Origin of the sequence: Pseudomonas sp. AN-B15 (assembly GCF_019056475.1) — a bacterium.
GTDB classification, from domain to species: domain Bacteria; phylum Pseudomonadota; class Gammaproteobacteria; order Pseudomonadales; family Pseudomonadaceae; genus Aquipseudomonas; species Aquipseudomonas parakoreensis.
The window spans coordinates 4,677,758-4,695,767 of record NZ_CP049737.1; the positions used below are offsets into that span (position 1 = coordinate 4,677,758).

Sequence of the window (18,010 nt, forward strand, 5' to 3'; positions counted from 1 at the left end):
ATGCGCATGCAACTCAACGACAAAGTAATCATTATCACCGGCGGTTGCCAGGGTTTGGGCCGTTCCATGGCCGAGTATTTCGCCGGCAAAGGCGCCAGGCTTGCACTGGTCGACCTCAATCAGGAAAAACTCGATGACGCGGTGGCAGCCTGCAAGGCCAAGGGTGTCGAGGCGCGCAGCTATCTGTGCAACGTGGCCAATGAAGAACAGGTTGAACACATGGTCGCGCAGGTTGCCGAAGATTTCGGCGCGATCCACGGCCTGATCAACAACGCCGGAATCCTGCGCGATGGCCTGCTGCTCAAGGTCAAAGACGGCGAAATGAGCAAAATGAGCCTGGCCCAGTGGCAGGCGGTGATCGACGTTAACCTGACTGGCGTGTTCCTGTGCACCCGTGAAGTGGCGGCGAAAATGGTCGAGCTGAAGACCAGCGGCGCGATCATCAACATTTCCTCGATCTCCCGCGCCGGTAACGTCGGCCAGACCAACTATTCCGCCGCCAAGGCAGGCGTGGCCGCAGCCACCGTGACTTGGGCCAAGGAACTGGCGCGTTACGGCATTCGCGTGGCGGGCATTGCGCCGGGCTTCATCGAAACCGAGATGACCCTGGGCATGAAGCCCGAAGCGCTGGAAAAAATGACCTCGGGTATTCCGCTCAAGCGCATGGGCAAGCCGGAAGAGATCGCCCATTCGGCCGCGTACATCTTCGAGAACGACTACTACACCGGGCGGATTCTGGAGATGGATGGCGGGTTGCGCATCTAAAGCAAGATCAAAAGATCGCAGCCTGCGGCAGCTCCTACACAGAGCTTTTCTGTAGGAGCTGCCGCAGGCTGCGATCTTTTAGCAAACGACGCCGATCAATCGTCACTGATGCTGATATTCGGCATTGCCGGCGTCGCCGCTTCCTGCAACACAATGCGCGCGCCGACGTGGCGGGCCAGTTCCTGATAGACCATCGCGATCTGGCTGTCCGGTTCGGCGATCACCGTTGGCTTGCCGCCATCGGCCTGCTCGCGGATCAGCATCGACAGCGGCAGCGAGGCCAGCAGTTCAACGCCATATTGGGTGGCCAGTTTCTCGCCACCGCCCTCACCGAACAGATGCTCGGCATGTCCGCAGTTCGAGCAGATGTGCACCGCCATGTTTTCCACCACGCCCAGCACCGGGATGTTGACCTTGCGGAACATTTCCACGCCTTTGCGCGCATCGAGCAACGCCAGATCCTGCGGGGTGGTGACGATAACCGCACCGGCCACCGGGACTTTCTGCGCCAGGGTCAGTTGGATGTCGCCAGTGCCTGGCGGCATATCGATGACCAGATAATCCAGATCGCCCCACGCGGTTTGCGTAACCAGTTGCAGCAACGCGCCGGAGACCATCGGCCCGCGCCAGACCATCGGCGTGTTGTCGTCGGTCAGGAACGCCATCGACATGACTTCGACACCGTGGGCCTTGAGCGGCACGAACCACTTCTGATCCTTGACCTCGGGGCGAGTGCGCTCGGGGATGCCGAACATGATGCCCTGGCTCGGGCCATAGATGTCGGCGTCGAGAATCCCCACCCTGGCGCCTTCGCGGGCCAGCGCCAATGCGAGGTTGGCCGCAGTGGTCGACTTGCCCACACCGCCCTTGCCCGACGCCACGGCGACCACGTTCTTGACGTTGGCCAGGCCCGGGATCTGCGCCTGGGCCTTGTGCGCGGCGATCACGCTGTTGACCTCGACCCTGGCGATCGTCACCCCATCGAGGTTTTCGATGGCCAGTTGCAGCAACTGCGCCCAGCCGCTCTTGAACAGGCCGGCGGCGTAGCCGATTTCCAGCTGAACCTTGACGCGGTCGCCATCGATCTCGATGTGCTTCACGCAACCGGCGCTGACCGGGTCCTGGTTCAGGTAGGGGTCGGTGTATTGGCTGAGGACGGCTTCCACCGCTGCGCGAGTGACGGCACTCATGGGCAACTCCGATAACAAGACTGGGAAAAGATGGCGGGTATCGTACGCTGGACGCTGATTTGTGGCGAACTGATTACTTCAACCCGTTATCCCCTGTGGCGAGGGGATTTATCCCCGATCGGCTGCGCAGCAGTCGCAAAACCATCACCCGCAGTGTGTCTGACAGGCCCTGATATCGGGTTTGGGGGCGGCTTCGCCACCCATCGGGGATAAATCCCCTCGCCACAAATGCTCTCAAAGTACCCAGCGGCACAGGGTGAAAAATATGCGCCAGCGCTTTATAGTGGCCGACCTCCGTTTCATCAAGTAGCGAAGCCCCACATGTCCGAACCACGCAAGATCCTCGTCACCAGCGCCCTGCCCTACGCCAACGGTTCGATCCACCTTGGCCACATGCTGGAATACATCCAGACCGATATGTGGGTGCGCTTCCAGAAGCATCGCGGCAATCAATGCATTTATGTCTGCGCCGACGACGCCCATGGTTCGGCGATCATGCTGCGCGCGGAAAAGGAAGGCATCACTCCGGAACAACTGATCGCCAATGTGCAGGCTGAACACAGCGCCGACTTTGCCGAATTCCTGGTCGACTTCGACAACTTCCACTCCACTCACGCCGAAGAAAACCGTGAGCTGTCGAGCCAGATCTACCTGAAGCTGCGCGATGCCGGGCACATTGCCCAGCGCTCGATTACCCAGTATTTCGACCCGGAAAAGAAAATGTTCCTGGCCGACCGCTTCATCAAGGGCACCTGCCCGAAATGCGGCACTGAAGACCAGTACGGCGACAACTGCGAAAAGTGCGGTGCGACCTACGCCCCGACCGACCTGAAGGATCCGAAGTCGGCCATCTCCGGCGCCACTCCGGTGCTCAAGGATTCCCAGCACTTCTTCTTCAAGCTGCCAGACTTCCAGCAGATGCTGCAGACCTGGACCCGCAGCGGCACCCTGCAGGACGCCGTGGCCAACAAGATCGCCGAGTGGCTGGACGCCGGCCTGCAACAGTGGGACATCTCCCGCGATGCGCCGTACTTCGGTTTCGAGATTCCGGACGAGCCGGGCAAATATTTCTATGTGTGGCTGGATGCGCCGATCGGCTACATGGCGAGTTTCAAGAACCTCTGCAACCGCACGCCGGAGCTGGACTTTGACGCGTTCTGGGGCAAGGACTCGACCGCCGAGCTGTACCACTTCATCGGCAAGGACATCGTCAACTTCCACGCCCTGTTCTGGCCTGCCATGCTCGAAGGCGCCGGTTTCCGCAAACCGACCGGGATCAACGTGCACGGCTACCTGACCGTTAACGGCCAGAAGATGTCCAAGTCCCGTGGCACGTTCATCAAGGCGCGCACCTACCTGGATCACCTGTCGCCGGAATACCTGCGTTACTACTACGCGGCCAAACTGGGCCGTGGTGTCGATGACCTCGACCTGAACCTCGAAGACTTCGTGCAGAAGGTCAACTCCGACCTGGTCGGCAAAGTGGTCAACATCGCCAGCCGTTGTGCCGGTTTCATCCACAAGGGCAACGGCGGCCTGCTGGTCGACAACAATGCTGCGCCAGAGCTGACCGAGGCCTTCCTCGCCGCGGCGCCAAGCATTGCCGACGCCTATGAAGCCCGCGACTTCGCCCGCGCCATGCGCGAAACCATGGCCCTGGCCGACCGCGCCAATGCCTGGATCGCCGACAAGGCGCCATGGTCGCTGAACAAGCAGGAAGGCAAGCAGGATGAAGTCCAGGCGATCTGCGCCACCGGCATCAACCTTTTCCGCCAGCTGGTGATCTTCCTCAAACCGGTGCTGCCGCTGCTGGCCGCCGACGCCGAGGCATTCCTCAATGTCGCCCCGCTGACCTGGAACGACCACACCACCCTGCTGGCCAACCATCAGTTGAACGAATTCAAACCGTTGATGACCCGCATCGACCCGGTAAAAGTGCAAGCCATGACCGACGCCTCGAAAGAAGACCTGACCGCCAGCCAGACCGACACCGGCGCTGCCGCACCTGCGGGCAATGGCGAACTGGCCAAGGATCCGCTGTCGCCGGAAATCGACTTCGACACCTTCGCCGCCGTCGACCTGCGCGTGGCCCTGATCGTCAAGGCTGAACACGTGGAAGGCGCGGACAAGCTGCTGCGCCTGACCCTGGACATCGGTGATGAGCAGCGCAACGTGTTCTCCGGAATCAAGAGCGCCTACCCGGACCCGTCGAAACTCGACGGTCGCCTGACCATGATGATCGCCAACCTCAAGCCCCGGAAAATGAAGTTCGGCATGTCCGAAGGCATGGTGATGGCCGCCGGCCCTGGCGGTGAAGAAATCTACCTGCTGAGCCCGGACAGCGGCGCCAAGCCGGGTCAACGCATCAAGTAAGACCCAGCGGTAAAACGATCCCACAGGCATGTTCTGCAGGCCTGTGGGATTTTTCATATCTGGCCCACCCTTCGCGGGTGCCGGATAATGCCTAACCTTAAGTGACACCCGCCCGTTGCTGCCGGCAGAACCATGACCGAACTTGCGCTTACGCTGATCAGTGCCGCCCTGCTCAACAACTTCGTGTTGCATTGGCCGCTGGGTATCGATCCGTTGCTGGCCGGCAGTCGGCGCCTGGTGCATGCGCTGGGGCTGGCGACGGGGTGCCTGATGCTGAGCGTCGGCATCTTCGGTTATGCAATCTGGCACTGGCTGCTGGTACCGCTGCAACTGCAGGCCCTGCACCTGTTCGTGTTCTTGCCGCTCAACGTGCTGCTGATCGCGCCAGTATTGAAACTGCTGACCCGTGCGCTGCCTGACTGGCCCTTCGATGGGCTATGGCCATTGTTGTTGGGCAATGCCGGCGTGCTGGGGCTGGCCTTGATCAATGCGCAAAATGATCATGGCCTGTTGCAGGCGGCGGCACTGAGCCTCGGCGCCGGGCTAGGTTTCTGGCTGGTGCTGAGCCTGTTCAGCGACTTGCGTGAACGCACGGCGGACAACGACATTCCCCTGCCCTTTCGCGGCTTGCCGATCGACCTGATCGGCGCCGGACTGATCGCAGTGATTTTTCTCGGATTCAGTGGACTGATCAAAACATGAGTCTGATTCAACTCATCGACGCCCTCCTGCCGCAGACCCAGTGCGGCAAATGCGGCCACCCCGGGTGCAAGCCCTATGCGCAAGGCATCGTCGACGGCGAACCGATCAACAAGTGCCCGCCCGGCGGCGACGAAACCATCGCCGCCCTGGCTGAACTGTTGAAAGTACCGGTGCTGGAACTGGACGTCAGCCGCGGCGCGGCACCGCCACAAGTGGCCTACATCCGCGAAGCCGAGTGCATCGGCTGCACCAAGTGCATCCAGGCCTGCCCGATCGACGCCATCGTCGGCGCGGCGAAACTGATGCACACCGTGCTGATCGACGAATGCACCGGTTGCGACCTGTGCGTGGCACCGTGTCCGGTGGATTGCATCGAGATGCACCCGCTGCCGCTCGGCACCTTGCCGGTGGTCGGTGGTCTGGCGACCAGCCTTGAAGAGCTGCGCGCACGCACGGCCAAACGCGATCATGCGCGCCAGCGTTTTGAACGCCGCAACGCCCGCCTGCAACGTGAAGAACAGCACAAACAGGCTGAGCGCGAAGCCCGCGCGCAACGGGCGGCGCAACCGGCGGCGGCCACTCTCGACCCGGTGCAGGCAGCTCTGGAACGGGTGCGCGCGCAGAAAGCCGCAACCGCCGATGCGGCGCTGAAGAAAGCCAAGATCGATGTCGCCATGAGCCGCGCACAATTGCACAAATCGCTGAAAGCCTTCGGCCATCCACCGACCTTCGAACAGCAATCGCAACTGATCGTGCTGCAACAGCAGTTCGAAGCGGCAGAACAGGCGCTGGCGAAACTCGAAAGCAGCGCCGCCGCTCCAGCCGCTGCGGCTCCGGCTCCGGCTCCGGCTCCGGCTCCAGTGAAAGACGCGGATCTGAAACGGGCAAAAATCCAGTTGGCCATGCGTCGCGCCGAACTGAAAAAGGCTCAGACCGCCGAAGCACCCGCGCAGCAGATTGCCACGCTGGAACAGGCCCTGCGTGATGCCGAGCAAGGCCTGCATGTGGCCGAGGCGGCCAGTGAGCAGCCTGTGCCTGATCTGGTCCGGATGGAAAAGCGCCCGATCGACAACCAGCTCCGCCAGTTGAAAACCGAATTGGCCTACGCCCGCGCCGACCTGAGCAAACTCGAACGCCGCGCCGACACACCGAATGACATCCTCGACAAGGCCCGCGCTCGCCTGCTGGCCGCCGAGCGTCAGGTGCAAGACCATGTCGCCCCGTGAGGCACCGGATGATCGCCTGCAACAGGCGATGAAGCAGGTGCTGCTGGCCACGCTGCCGGGATTGTTGGCACTGTTCTGGTGTTACGGCTGGGGCGTGCTGATCAATTTGATTCTGGCGGCGAGCACGGCGCTGCTGATTGAGGCCGGCGTCACCCGCCTGCGGCGCCAACCTTTGCAACTGACGCTCAGCGATGGCAGCGCGCTGGTCAGCGCGACACTGCTGGCCGCTGCCCTGCCGCCTTACTGCCCGTGGTGGCTGACCGTGACCGCGGTGGCTTCGGGTCTGCTGTTCGGCAAGCATTTGTACGGTGGTGTCGGCAAGAATCCGTTCAACCCGGCCATGCTCGGTTTCGCCCTGGCGATGCTGCTGTTCCCGCAGCCGATGACCCACTGGCCGGCGCACGGCATGAATCTGCAGGCCGCTTTTGCCCAAGTCCTGAATCTGGGCCAGGCCCCGGACGCCTGGGTGCAGGCCACTGCGCTGGACAGTCTGCGCATCAACAAGAGCCTGACCATGGATGAGTTGTTCGCCGCCAACCCGGCGTTCGGCCGCTTCGGCGGACGCGGCGTGGAGTGGATCAATCTGGCGTTTCTCGCCGGCGGGCTGTGGCTGTTGCAGCGCCGGGTAATCGCCTGGCAAGCGCCGGTCGGCATGCTGGCCAGCCTGTTTGTCGTCAGCCTGCTCTGCTGGAACGGTTCGGGTTCGGATTCCCACGGCTCACCGCTGTTTCATCTGTTGAGCGGGGCAACCATGCTCGGTGCCTTTTTCATCATCACCGAACCGGTGTCGGGCGCCAAAAGTCCGCTGGCCCGGCTGCTGTTCGGCGTTGGCGTCGGCTTGCTCACCTACCTGATTCGCACATGGGGTGGCTACCCCGACGGTGTCGCGTTTGCGGTGTTGCTGATGAATCTCTGCGTGCCAGCGCTGGAACGTTTTGCCGCCGCCCGCCAGACGCAGGTGCAATCATGAGCCGCACGGTATCTGTCGTGACGCTTGTGCTGCTGGCCGGCGCAGGGCTCGGCCTGACTTATGTGGTGCAACGCGCCAGTGCGCCACAGATTGCCAGCGAGCAAACCCTGCTCGACAGCCGCAAACTGCTCGATGTACTCGCGGCTGATGCATACGACAATCAGCCGCTGGAGCAGCCACTGGCATTGACTGATGCGACGTTGAGCCACAGCAAATTGCTGGCGGGTTACCGCGCCAGCAAAGCCGGACAGCCGGTGGCGGTGCTGTTGCGCACGCAGACCGAGGGTTATGCCGGCGTTATCGAACTGCTGATCGCCATCGATGCCAACGGCAGACTGCTGGGCGTAAAAACCCTGCGGCACAACGAAACGCCCGCGCTCGGCGGGCGGATTGGCGACTGGCCGAACCACTGGCTGGCGACATTTACCGGTCAATCGCGTCACGCGCCTGACAACGCAGGCTGGGCGCTGAAAAAGGATCAGGGACAGTTCGATCAACTGGCGGGCGCGACCATCACCTCCCGGGCCACCGTCAATGCCATCCACGACGCCTTGCGCTACTTCGATGAGCACCGGGCAACCTTGCTGGGGATCGGATCATGAACCGGCCGATAAACCTGACGAATGCCTTGATGCTGGTTGTGCTGCTTGGCACCAGTACAACACTGGCTAGCGCAGTGGGCATGCTGCTGATGTCGGGCGCCGTCGTGGCGGTTTACGGTGTCTGTTTCGGCGCATTGCGCTCGCGACTGTCTGACAGTGACCGGATGCTGGCCAGTCTGCTGCTGGCCGCCACCCTGACCAGTTGCGCCAATCTCCTCGCGCAACGCTGGGCGTTGCAGTGGCAACAGTCACTCGGAATCTATGCCGGGCTGATCGCCTTGCAATGCGTGGTGCTGGAATACAATGGATTCTTTGCTCAGGCATTTGGCCTGCGCCTGAAGTTTTTTGGCCTGTCGAGCGGGTTGCTGATCGCGCTGGCTGGACTGCGTGAACTGTTCGGTCAGGGCCATATCGGCCGTGGCCTGCCTGAGCACTGGCAAGGCCTGGTGCTGTTCGACGAAGGGCTGCACCTGTTCACCCTGGTTCCCGGCGCCTTTATCGTGCTTGGGCTTCTGCTCGCCGCCCGCCAGGCCTGGACCCGTTCGAACGCTCTCTCCAAGGAAACACATCATCCATGAATGCCGCAAAACGTCTGGAAATCTTCCGCAGACTTCATGAAGACAATCCCGAGCCGAAGACCGAGCTGGCCTATTCCTCGCCGTTCGAGTTGTTGATCGCGGTCATTCTTTCGGCGCAATCAACCGACGTCGGCGTCAACAAGGCCACGGCCAAACTGTTCCCGGTGGCTAACACCCCCGCTGCGATCCACGCACTGGGCGTCGAAGGGCTGTCCGAATACATCAAAACCATCGGTCTCTATAACAGCAAAGCGAAAAACGTGATCGAGACCTGCCGCATGCTGGTCGAACTGCACAATGGCGAAGTCCCGCAGACGCGCGAAGAACTGGAAGCGCTGCCCGGCGTCGGCCGCAAGACGGCCAACGTGGTCCTGAATACCGCTTTCCGTCAGTTGACCATGGCGGTCGACACGCACATTTTTCGTGTGAGCAACCGCACCGGTATTGCCCCGGGTAAAAATGTCGTTGAAGTTGAAAAGAAGCTGATGAAATTTGTGCCAAAAGACTACCTGCTGGATTCTCACCACTGGCTGATTCTGCACGGTCGCTATGTGTGTCTGGCGCGCAAGCCACGCTGTGGCAGCTGCCGGATCGAAGATTTGTGCGAGTACAAACACAAAACCTCGGACGATTGATTGGCTATTGGAATAATTGATTTACCGATTGAAAAAATCTTTTTTACCCGCAGCAGGAATATCGATATAAGGAGCGCCAAAGGCAGTCTTAGCCTGGAGTTCACCTTATGACTGACAGCAAAGAACAACTGGATGTAGATGACGATTTCACCGCTGTAGAAACCGACGACGCCGAACCGGTGGTCGAAGTCGCCAAGACCAATCTGAGCAAACGCCGCACCATCGACAACCTGCTTGAGGAGCGCCGACTGCAAAAGCAATTGGCCGACTACGATTTTGATCTTTGACACTTGAAAGCCTCCCTGACCGGAGGCTTTTTACTTTCTGCAGCATCTGACACGGTGCGGCCCACGCTGCCTCGGGCTTCAGGAGCATCAGACAAGCCCGTTGCGTTGCGCCAGTTCAATCAGATCCACCAACGACCGGGCATTGAGTTTCAATAGCAGGCGGGTCTTGTAAGTGCTGACCGTCTTGTTGCTGAGAAACATGCCATCGGCGATTTCCTTGTTCGTTTTACCCCGCGCCAACTGCTGCAACACCATCATCTCCCGCCCTGACAGGCGGTCTACCATATCGGCCTCGCTGGCATTACCGAGGCTGGTACGTACGGTATGCAGGGCCTGATTGGGAAAATAACTGTATCCGGACAGTACGGCTTTGATCGCACTGAGCAGCTCCGTCAGATCCTGCTGTTTACAGACATACCCTGCCGCCCCCGATTGCATGCAGCGCATTGAAAAATGCCCTGGGGCCTGGGAAGTCAACACCAATACTTTCAGGGGCATCGGTGTCGAGTTCAGGCGCGCAATAACTTCAAGACCATCGAGCTTCGGTATTCCAATATCCAGGATAACGATGTCCGGCATCTGTTCACGCGCAAGTTGCAAAGCATCTACACCGTTATCCGTTTCTGCAATGACTTCGTAGCCATGACGTTCCATCAGCATACGCACAGCAAGACGAATGACGGGATGATCATCCACGATCAGCACTTTATTCATGGGCAAGTCCAGTTTCGCTGTTCGAATTTTTAGAGCACGCACAATAGCCCAGTCACTTCCGACATGGCACAAGAGAGTTCCATTGCACTCCCAGCGAAAGACATTCCCTACAACAAATAAAGACTATTCCTACAAAAAAACCCACTGACGCACTATTTCCATGACACGATTGTTTTTCCACCCCCTGCACCGACGTGAAAAATACTACGCCCTGAAGCCCTTGCGCACTCGCTTTCAGAGCAAGTTGCTCATCGAATGCAGACAGAATATTCCTGTTCGACGAATACCTGTGACTCACCCGCCATCGGCACTTGGCAGATGACCAATTGTAAAAAACAACATACAAACCATTCAAAGCACTTTAACAATCAATGTCTGAAACAAGATACTTCTACCCAACTGATTTTCTTTAATATAAAAATAGCCTCAAGCATAAACTTCAACCCACACCCAACCACTCCACCTATCGGAAACACACATTTAATGAGCACTTCCCATGATAAAAGTCAGAAAAAAGATAACCAACCCCATGACTATAATTGCGATATTTGCATTTATTTCCGAATCATCAGCCGCCATTTCCTTGCCTTTTTTAGATAACAACGAAAGGGAGGTCTATGTCTGGTTTCTGATCAGCTTCCCGTTTTACTTGTTGCTGCTGTTTTTTCTAACACTGAACTTCAACTACCGCTCTCTGTACGCCCCCTCGGATTTCGAGAAAGATGACAGCTTTCTAAAAACCTTTGAGGAACTCAAGACCACCGAGAGCACCCCTGATTTGTCTCCGACAGACACTTCAATTGCAAGCGGCAAGAAATCAAATTCGAATAAGCCAGAACGAACGCTACCAAAACAAGGTACTGACCAGACGCACTCCCATCGGTCTGCTGAAATAGCCTGCCCGGAGGAACCGTGGATTGAACACAACATTCAGTTCCCTAAACCCGTGGGCACGTTGCGTGCCATAGATGTACGTCCGATGAACAATTCACAGGCGTTCAATATTCTGGTCGAACACTTTCCGCGCCTGAGCAAGCAATCAACCAAGGCAGTGCTGTTTTTGACCGATCCCGTATCCGAAGTTTTGCTCAAGCAAAGGACGCTCAGCCTTATCAGACAGTCGAAGAAAAGCGGCGGTGCGAAACTCTTTGTCGCCTATAACGTGAGTACGCAAAGCACTACGGTTCTGAGAGAACTATGAAACGCAAGGCAGATGCCTGAAATGGGTATTCAAGAAAACCCCGGAATGGGCCGTAGCGACAGACAATCCAGGAGAGCGCCAGACGAGCACAAAAAAATGGCGGCATTGTCCAGAGACAAGCCGCCATTTTTCATACAGGCCTGCGTGACTTAAAACAGCTTGCGGCCCTTGTTGGCTGCAATGCGCATGCGCAGCGCGTTAAGCTTGATGAAGCCCGCCGCGTCAGCCTGGTTGTAAGCGCCGCCGTCTTCTTCGAAGGTCGCGATATTGGCGTCGAACAGCGAATCGTCGGACTTGCGACCGGTGACGATCACGTTGCCTTTGTACAGCTTCAGACGAACCACACCGTTCACGTTGACCTGCGAAGCGTCGATCATCTGTTGCAGCATCAGACGCTCCGGGCTCCACCAGTAACCGGTGTAGATCAGGCTGGCGTATTTCGGCATCAGCTCGTCTTTGAGGTGAGCGACTTCGCGGTCCAGAGTGATCGATTCGATGGCGCGATGTGCACGCAGCATGATCGTGCCGCCCGGGGTTTCGTAGCAACCACGGGACTTCATGCCGACATAGCGGTTTTCCACGATGTCGAGACGGCCGATGCCGTGAGCACCACCGATCTTGTTCAGTGTCGCCAATACGGTGGCCGGGGTCATTTCGACGCCGTCGAGGGCAACGATGTCGCCGTTGCGGTAGGTCAGTTCCAGGTATTGCGGGGTGTCGGGAGCCTTCTCCGGGGAGACGGTCCAGCGCCACATGTCTTCTTCGTGCTCGGTCCAGGTGTCTTCCAGCACGCCGCCTTCGTAGGAGATGTGCAGCAGGTTGGCGTCCATCGAGTACGGGGACTTCTTCTTGCCGTGACGCTCGATCGGGATCGCGTGCTTCTCGGCGTAGTCCATCAGCTTCTCGCGCGACAGCAGGTCCCACTCACGCCATGGCGCGATCACTTTCACGCCTGGCTTGAGGGCGTAGGCACCCAGTTCGAAACGCACCTGGTCGTTGCCCTTGCCGGTGGCGCCATGGGAAATGGCGTCGGCGCCGGTTTCGTTGGCGATTTCGATCAGGCGCTTGGCAATCAGCGGACGTGCGATGGAAGTACCCAGCAGGTACTCGCCTTCGTAAACGGTGTTGGCGCGGAACATCGGGAACACGAAGTCACGCACGAATTCTTCGCGCAGGTCGTCAATGTAGATTTCTTTGACGCCCATGGCCTGAGCCTTGGCGCGAGCCGGCTCGACCTCTTCGCCCTGACCCAGGTCAGCGGTGAAAGTCACCACTTCACAGTTATAAGTATCCTGCAGCCACTTGAGGATCACCGAAGTGTCCAGGCCGCCGGAATACGCCAGAACGACCTTGTTTACGTCCGCCATGCCATCACTCCACGGGGTTCTACGGAAAGCCGAGGAGTCTACCGCTCAAATCCGATAATTTACAGAGGCGCGACAGCTTAAGACGACAAAGCGACAGAATCTGTCGAGAGCGCGACGATGACCGGCGGGTCAGGAAGTCGCCGCAGCATTGGCGGGTGTGCTGGCTTGCGGCGCTGGCGCGGTGGTCGGCGCCACTCGTGCAAGCTTCACGCTGACCCGGCGATTCTTCGCCCGGTTAGCCGCATTGTTGTTCGGCACCAGCGGGTACTGCTCGCCATGGAAGCGCACGGTGATCTGCGATTCGGCGATGCCGTTGGCCTTGAAGAAGTCGACCACCGCCAGCGCGCGCCGGCGTGACAGTTCACGATTGGTGAGGCGATTACCGCTGTTGTCGGAATAGCCATCCAGTTCGATGTGATTGACCGTCGGGTCGGCCTTCATGAACTCGAGCATCACCTGCAGCCTGGCCTTGGCGTCGGCATCCAGATCGGTGCCTTCGCCAGGAAAGCCTATCTGCGAGTGTTTGACCTGATCGAAATTCTGCGGCAGCAGCTTCGCCACGCAGGTCTGGTATTCGTTGAACGCCTTGCTGAACTTCACCGGCAACAGACGCACTTCAGAAACCCGGCCATCGCTGGACGCACGACGCACCACCGGACTGCGACCGTCGAGCAAACCGCTGATCAGTCCGCCGGCCTGGGATTGCGAACTGTTGAACAGCACGTTGCCGGTGCCGATCCTGACGCTGCCCAGATTGATGTCGTTGCGCCCCGGCTGCCAGGGCGCGGCCGCCGCGAGCAACGTCGCCGAACCGCCGCCCAGCATGGCGTTGTAGGCATTGAGACGAAAGATCGCCTGCTCGCCGGCCTTGCGCACGAACTGGCCCGAGCCGAAATCGGTGATCGGCTGGGTCAGACGGCACTCGAACTTGTCGCCCTCGACCGTCCACTCAATGTTCTCCAGACGCGTCTGGTAGGTGAGCGCCATCGCGGGGAGGCTGGCAAACACACTGAGCAAGGCTAAATATCGCTGGCGCACGGGAGGCTCCATTGGCTTCTGTCACACAAAGACCGATTCACACTATGTTTACGGCATACCTACGGGCTATCGGAAGGTTCCGGCAAAACTTGATAGCGAGTGCCTGCAAGAGTCTTTTCCGGTAGCATTCCCCTCAGTTTGACCCGCCTGGAATCCCCTCATGTCCGACCGCCTGACCCTGCTGCGTCCCGACGACTGGCACATTCATCTTCGCGATGGTGCCGTGTTGACCAATACCGTTGCCGATGTGGCGCGCACCTTTGGCCGCGCCATCATCATGCCCAACCTGGTACCACCGGTGCGCAACGCCGCTGAAGCCGATGGCTATCGCCAGCGGATTCTCGCTGCCCGCCCGGCCGGCAGTCGTTTCGAACCGCTGATGGTGCTGTACCTCACCGACCGCACCCAGCCCGAAGAAATTCGTGAGGCCAAGGCCAGCGGTTTCGTGCACGCTGCCAAGCTGTATCCGGCTGGCGCCACCACCAACTCCGATTCCGGAGTGACCAGCATCGACAAGATCTTCCCGGCGCTGGAAGCCATGGCCGAAGTCGGCATGCCGCTGCTGATCCACGGCGAAGTCACCCGTGGCGATGTCGATGTCTTCGACCGCGAAAAGATTTTCATCGATGAACACATGCGCCGTGTGGTCGAGCGTTTCCCGACGCTCAAAGTGGTGTTCGAACACATCACCACCGGCGACGCCGTGCAGTTTGTCAACGAAGCCTCGGCCAACGTTGGCGCGACCATCACCGCGCATCACCTGCTGTACAACCGCAACCACATGCTGGTGGGCGGGATCCGGCCGCACTTCTACTGCCTGCCGATCCTCAAGCGCAATACCCATCAGGAAGCCCTGCTCGACGCCGCCACCAGCGGCAGCGCGAAGTTCTTCCTCGGCACCGATTCGGCGCCGCACGCCCAGCACGCCAAGGAAGCCGCCTGCGGCTGCGCCGGCTGCTACACCGCGTACGCCGCCATCGAGCTGTATGCCGAAGCGTTCGAACAGCGTAATGCGCTGGACAAGCTCGAAGCGTTTGCCAGCCTCAACGGCCCGCGCTTCTACGGTCTGCCGGCCAACACCGATCGCATCACCCTGGTTCGTGAAGAATGGACCGCCCCGACCAGCCTGCCATTCGGCGAGCTGAACGTTATCCCGCTGCGCGCCGGTGAAAAACTGCGCTGGCGCCTGCTGGAGGAACACGCGTGAGTGAAGACCATTTCGACGACGAACTGGACGGTCAAGGTGGCGGCGGCGGTTCCCGCCATCCAATGGCAGCGCGTTTTCGCGGCTACCTGCCGGTTGTCGTCGACGTAGAGACCGGTGGCTTCAACTCGGCCACCGACGCTCTGCTGGAGATTGCTGCGACCACCATCGCCATGGATGAAAAGGGTTTCGTTTACCCGGACCACACCTACTTCTTCCGCGTCGAGCCATTCGAAGGCGCAAACATTGAAGCAGCCGCGCTGGAATTCACCGGGATCAAGCTCGATCACCCGCTGCGCATGGCGGTCAGCGAAGAAACCGCGCTGACCGACATCTTCCGTGGCGTGCGCAAGGCACTGAAAGCCAACGGCTGCAAACGGGCGATCCTGGTCGGCCACAACAGCAGTTTTGATCTGGGCTTCCTGAATGCCGCCGTGGCGCGTCTGGACATGAAGCGCAACCCGTTCCATCCGTTCTCCAGCTTCGACACCGCGACGCTGGCCGGCCTGGCTTACGGGCAAACCGTTCTGGCGAAAGCCTGTCAGGCCGCCGACATCGACTTCGATGGCCGTGAAGCGCATTCGGCGCGTTACGACACCGAGAAGACCGCCGAGCTGTTCTGCGGCATCGTCAACCGCTGGAAGCAGATGGGCGGCTGGGAAGACTTCGACGACTGATCCTCGTCGGGTATTTCCTGCGCATGAAAAAACCGGCCACTTGGGCCGGTTTTTTTGTACCTCGACGTTGCGCCTTACAGGGCAGCAGCGTTCTCGGTCAGGTAAGCCGCGACGCCTTCTGGCGAAGCGTTCATGCCTTTGTCGCCTTTCTTCCAGTTGGCAGGGCAAACTTCGCCGTGCTCTTCGTGGAATTGCAGAGCGTCGACCAGACGGATCAGCTCTTCCATGTTACGACCCAGCGGCAGGTCGTTGATGATCTGCGAACGGACGACACCCTTGTCGTCGATCAGGAACGCGCCACGGAAAGCCACGCCGCCTTCGGATTCAACGTCGTAGGCCTTGGCGATTTCGTGCTTCATGTCGGCAGCCATGGTGTATTTCACCTGGCCGATGCCGCCGTTGTTGACCGGAGTGTTGCGCCAGGCGTTGTGGGTGAAGTGCGAGTCGATCGACACGGCGACCACTTCCACATTGCGCGCCTTGAAGTCAGCCATGCGGTTGTCCAGAGCGATCAGCTCGGACGGGCAGACGAAGGTGAAGTCCAGCGGGTAGAAGAACACCAGGCCGTATTTGCCTTTGATGGCCGAGGACAGGGTGAAGCTGTCAACGATCTCGCCATTGCCGAGTACGGCCGGGACGGTGAAGTCAGGGGCTTGTTTGCCTACGAGTACGCTCATGGATATCTCCTGGTGAATAACTTTGAAGTTCAGGGTCCGGGCCAGCCTGCCACCCTTAGGCGACAGCCCTGTGACACGAACCCTCTTCGCAAGGGCTGACCATCATACACTGCGTTTTTCGCCTGTCCTTAACGGTTTTTTGCCCAATGCAGGTAACGGACCCGCATTTTCGGGGCCAGGCAATTCGCCATTAATCACCGTTCGTCAGTGACCCGCCTTTCGATCGAAAACCATTCAGAAAGCACTTTGACAATCATTCTCGTTAACATTAAGATCCATCGCAATTGAGTCACAACCAGCGACGGTTCTCACTTATGTATGTTTGCCTCTGCACTGGCGTCACCGACGGACAGATCCGCGAAGCGATCTATGAAGGTTGCTGCAGCTATAAAGAAGTCCGCCAGGCCACCGGCGTCGCCAGTCAATGCGGCAAATGTGCCTGCCTGGCCAAGGAAGTGGTTCGCGAAACCCTGACCAAGCTGCAAACCGCTCAGGCTGCGATCCCCTATCCGGTAGAATTTACAGCTGCGTAATTACCCAGATTTCGAAGAACCGGACTTATGTCCGGTTTTTTTATGTCCGCAAATCAAGTGCTTAGGTGCCAGACGCGGAACACAAACATTCTTATTCAGATTTAATTTCATTTATTATTCAATAACTTAGGTTTGACACTTATAAATACCCGGCTCAAACTCCGCCTTATATACAGCTATTACAGGGCAGGACTCCCATCATGAAAGGCGACATTACAGTCATCCAGCATCTCAACAAGATCCTTGCCAATGAGCTGGTCGCGATCAATCAGTACTTCCTGCATGCCCGCATGTATGAAGATTGGGGCCTGAACAAGCTGGGCAAGCACGAGTACCACGAATCCATCGATGAGATGAAACACGCGGACAAGCTGATCAAGCGCATCCTGTTCCTCGAAGGACTGCCAAACGTGCAGGACCTGGGCAAGCTGCACATCGGCGAGCATACCCGGGAAATGCTGGAGTGTGACCTGCGCATCGAGAAGACCGGCCACGCCGACCTGAAAGCCGCCATCGCCCATTGCGAATCGGTTGGCGACTTCGGCAGCCGTGAACTGCTTGAAGACATTCTCGAATCCGAAGAAGAGCATATCGACTGGCTGGAAACCCAACTGGGCCTGATCGATAAAGTCGGTCTCGAGAACTATCTGCAATCGCAGATGGGCGAAGAGTAGGAGCTGCCGCAGGCTGCGATCTTTTCAGATTGCACCGGCAACTCGCGTTAACTTTTCCAGCGCACTAAAAAGCCCCGCCCTCTTTCGAGGTGCGGGGCTTTTTATTGGCTGAAGATCAAAAGATCGCAGCCTCGTTTCACTCGACAGCTCCTACAGCAGAAGCATGTGCCGAGTGAAAGCCGGATCAGGCTTCGGACTTGGCCGCAGCCGCCTTGGCCGATGCTTCCTTGACCAGAGTCTGCAGCTCACCGTTGGCGAACATTTCAGCCATGATGTCGCTGCCGCCGACCAGTTCACCGCCAACCCACAGTTGCGGGAAAGTCGGCCAGTTGGCGTACTTTGGCAGATTGGCACGGATTTCCGGGTTCTGCAGGATGTCGACGTAGGCGAACTTCTCGCCACAGCCCATTACAGCCTGCGCAGCTTTCGCGGAAAAGCCACACTGTGGGGCATTCGGCGAGCCTTTCATGTAAAGCAGAATGGTGTTGTTGGCAATCTGCTCTTTAATCGTTTCGATGATATCCATGGAGCACCTCGGCTGAACTTTCCGACTCATGGGTCGGCACGGTGACGCATTGTAACGGAATCCCGAGCGCG

20 protein-coding genes are annotated in these 18,010 nt (G+C 58.9%); 14 read left to right on the top strand and 6 right to left on the bottom strand.

All coding sequences use genetic code 11. The features are described 5' to 3' along the window. The first annotated feature begins 6 nt into the window (after positions 1–6). Positions 7–765 (top strand): SDR family oxidoreductase, encoded by a 759-nt coding sequence (locus tag GTQ41_RS21135; RefSeq protein ID WP_047296308.1) that lies wholly within the window; start codon positions 7–9, stop codon positions 763–765. A 95-nt stretch (positions 766–860) separates the two neighbouring features. Here the strand turns inward: GTQ41_RS21135 and apbC are convergent, their stop codons facing one another. Continuing rightward, on the bottom strand, positions 861–1,955 hold the full coding sequence (gene apbC, locus GTQ41_RS21140; RefSeq protein ID WP_047296180.1) for an iron-sulfur cluster carrier protein ApbC: 1,095 nt from the start codon (positions 1,953–1,955) through the stop codon (positions 861–863). A 321-nt stretch (positions 1,956–2,276) separates the two neighbouring features. Here apbC and metG point away from each other — a divergent pair, with 321 nt between their 5' ends. The 8 genes from metG to GTQ41_RS21180 all read left to right on the top strand — a co-directional run bounded on the left by metG (position 2,277) and on the right by GTQ41_RS21180 (position 9,328). Continuing rightward, positions 2,277–4,328: a methionine--tRNA ligase gene (gene metG, locus GTQ41_RS21145; protein WP_047296182.1), complete on the top strand. Its 2,052-nt coding sequence runs from the start codon at positions 2,277–2,279 to the stop codon at positions 4,326–4,328. Between the two features lie 132 nt (positions 4,329–4,460). Then, entirely contained in the window at positions 4,461–5,030 is a 570-nt protein-coding gene (locus tag GTQ41_RS21150; RefSeq protein ID WP_047296184.1) for an electron transport complex protein RnfA, read from the top strand. After that, positions 5,027–6,256: an electron transport complex subunit RsxB gene (rsxB, locus tag GTQ41_RS21155; RefSeq protein ID WP_047296186.1), complete on the top strand. Its 1,230-nt coding sequence runs from the start codon at positions 5,027–5,029 to the stop codon at positions 6,254–6,256. The genes GTQ41_RS21150 and rsxB overlap by 4 nt, the downstream gene beginning before the upstream one ends. Then, on the top strand, positions 6,243–7,226 hold the full coding sequence (locus tag GTQ41_RS21160; protein ID WP_047296188.1) for an RnfABCDGE type electron transport complex subunit D: 984 nt from the start codon (positions 6,243–6,245) through the stop codon (positions 7,224–7,226). Before rsxB ends, GTQ41_RS21160 begins: the two co-directional genes overlap by 14 nt. Then, the gene (locus GTQ41_RS21165) at positions 7,223–7,828 is read left to right on the top strand and encodes an RnfABCDGE type electron transport complex subunit G (protein WP_047296190.1); all 606 of its coding nucleotides are present in this window, start codon (positions 7,223–7,225) and stop codon (positions 7,826–7,828) included. The genes GTQ41_RS21160 and GTQ41_RS21165 overlap by 4 nt, the downstream gene beginning before the upstream one ends. Beyond that, positions 7,825–8,406: an Rnf-Nqr domain containing protein gene (locus tag GTQ41_RS21170; protein ID WP_131671116.1), complete on the top strand. Its 582-nt coding sequence runs from the start codon at positions 7,825–7,827 to the stop codon at positions 8,404–8,406. Before GTQ41_RS21165 ends, GTQ41_RS21170 begins: the two co-directional genes overlap by 4 nt. Next, positions 8,403–9,041: an endonuclease III gene (gene nth, locus GTQ41_RS21175; protein WP_003227707.1), complete on the top strand. Its 639-nt coding sequence runs from the start codon at positions 8,403–8,405 to the stop codon at positions 9,039–9,041. Before GTQ41_RS21170 ends, nth begins: the two co-directional genes overlap by 4 nt. Positions 9,042–9,148: 107 nt before the next feature. Next, complete coding sequence (locus GTQ41_RS21180; RefSeq protein ID WP_041068377.1) at positions 9,149–9,328, top strand: PA3496 family putative envelope integrity protein; 180 nt, start codon at positions 9,149–9,151, stop codon at positions 9,326–9,328. 87 nt (positions 9,329–9,415) lie between these two features. Here the strand turns inward: GTQ41_RS21180 and GTQ41_RS21185 are convergent, their stop codons facing one another. Next, complete coding sequence (locus tag GTQ41_RS21185) at positions 9,416–10,042, bottom strand: response regulator transcription factor (protein WP_003227711.1); 627 nt, start codon at positions 10,040–10,042, stop codon at positions 9,416–9,418. A 496-nt stretch (positions 10,043–10,538) separates the two neighbouring features. On the opposite strand from GTQ41_RS21185, the gene GTQ41_RS21190 reads away from it, so the two are divergent. After that, the gene (locus GTQ41_RS21190; RefSeq protein ID WP_047296195.1) at positions 10,539–11,243 is read left to right on the top strand and encodes a hypothetical protein; all 705 of its coding nucleotides are present in this window, start codon (positions 10,539–10,541) and stop codon (positions 11,241–11,243) included. A 149-nt stretch (positions 11,244–11,392) separates the two neighbouring features. Here the strand turns inward: GTQ41_RS21190 and GTQ41_RS21195 are convergent, their stop codons facing one another. Then, positions 11,393–12,610 carry an argininosuccinate synthase gene (locus GTQ41_RS21195; RefSeq protein ID WP_027612065.1) on the bottom strand — a complete coding sequence of 406 codons (1,218 nt, stop codon included), beginning with the start codon at positions 12,608–12,610 and terminating at the stop codon, positions 11,393–11,395. Positions 12,611–12,739: 129 nt separating this feature from the next. Further along, entirely contained in the window at positions 12,740–13,648 is a 909-nt protein-coding gene (locus tag GTQ41_RS21200) for an OmpA family protein (RefSeq protein WP_047296197.1), read from the bottom strand. 160 nt (positions 13,649–13,808) lie between these two features. Here GTQ41_RS21200 and pyrC point away from each other — a divergent pair, with 160 nt between their 5' ends. Together pyrC and rnt are read left to right on the top strand one after the other, a co-directional pair. Next, entirely contained in the window at positions 13,809–14,855 is a 1,047-nt protein-coding gene (gene pyrC / locus GTQ41_RS21205) for a dihydroorotase (protein WP_047296199.1), read from the top strand. Next, on the top strand, positions 14,852–15,529 hold the full coding sequence (rnt, locus tag GTQ41_RS21210; protein ID WP_003227721.1) for a ribonuclease T: 678 nt from the start codon (positions 14,852–14,854) through the stop codon (positions 15,527–15,529). The genes pyrC and rnt overlap by 4 nt, the downstream gene beginning before the upstream one ends. Positions 15,530–15,603: 74 nt before the next feature. Here the strand turns inward: rnt and GTQ41_RS21215 are convergent, their stop codons facing one another. Next, entirely contained in the window at positions 15,604–16,206 is a 603-nt protein-coding gene (locus tag GTQ41_RS21215) for a peroxiredoxin (RefSeq protein WP_007963972.1), read from the bottom strand. Between the two features lie 314 nt (positions 16,207–16,520). Between GTQ41_RS21215 and GTQ41_RS21220 the strand changes: the two genes are divergently transcribed. Both GTQ41_RS21220 and bfr read left to right on the top strand, forming a co-directional pair. Beyond that, on the top strand, positions 16,521–16,739 hold the full coding sequence (locus GTQ41_RS21220; RefSeq protein ID WP_003227725.1) for a bacterioferritin-associated ferredoxin: 219 nt from the start codon (positions 16,521–16,523) through the stop codon (positions 16,737–16,739). 200 nt (positions 16,740–16,939) lie between these two features. Continuing rightward, a complete protein-coding gene (gene bfr / locus GTQ41_RS21225) occupies positions 16,940–17,413 on the top strand; it encodes a bacterioferritin (RefSeq protein ID WP_007963971.1) in 474 nt (157 codons plus the stop codon). Between the two features lie 184 nt (positions 17,414–17,597). Here the strand turns inward: bfr and grxD are convergent, their stop codons facing one another. Continuing rightward, positions 17,598–17,939, bottom strand: a complete 342-nt coding sequence (grxD, locus tag GTQ41_RS21230) for a Grx4 family monothiol glutaredoxin (RefSeq protein ID WP_003227729.1) — start codon at positions 17,937–17,939, stop codon at positions 17,598–17,600. Positions 17,940–18,010 lie beyond the last annotated feature (71 nt).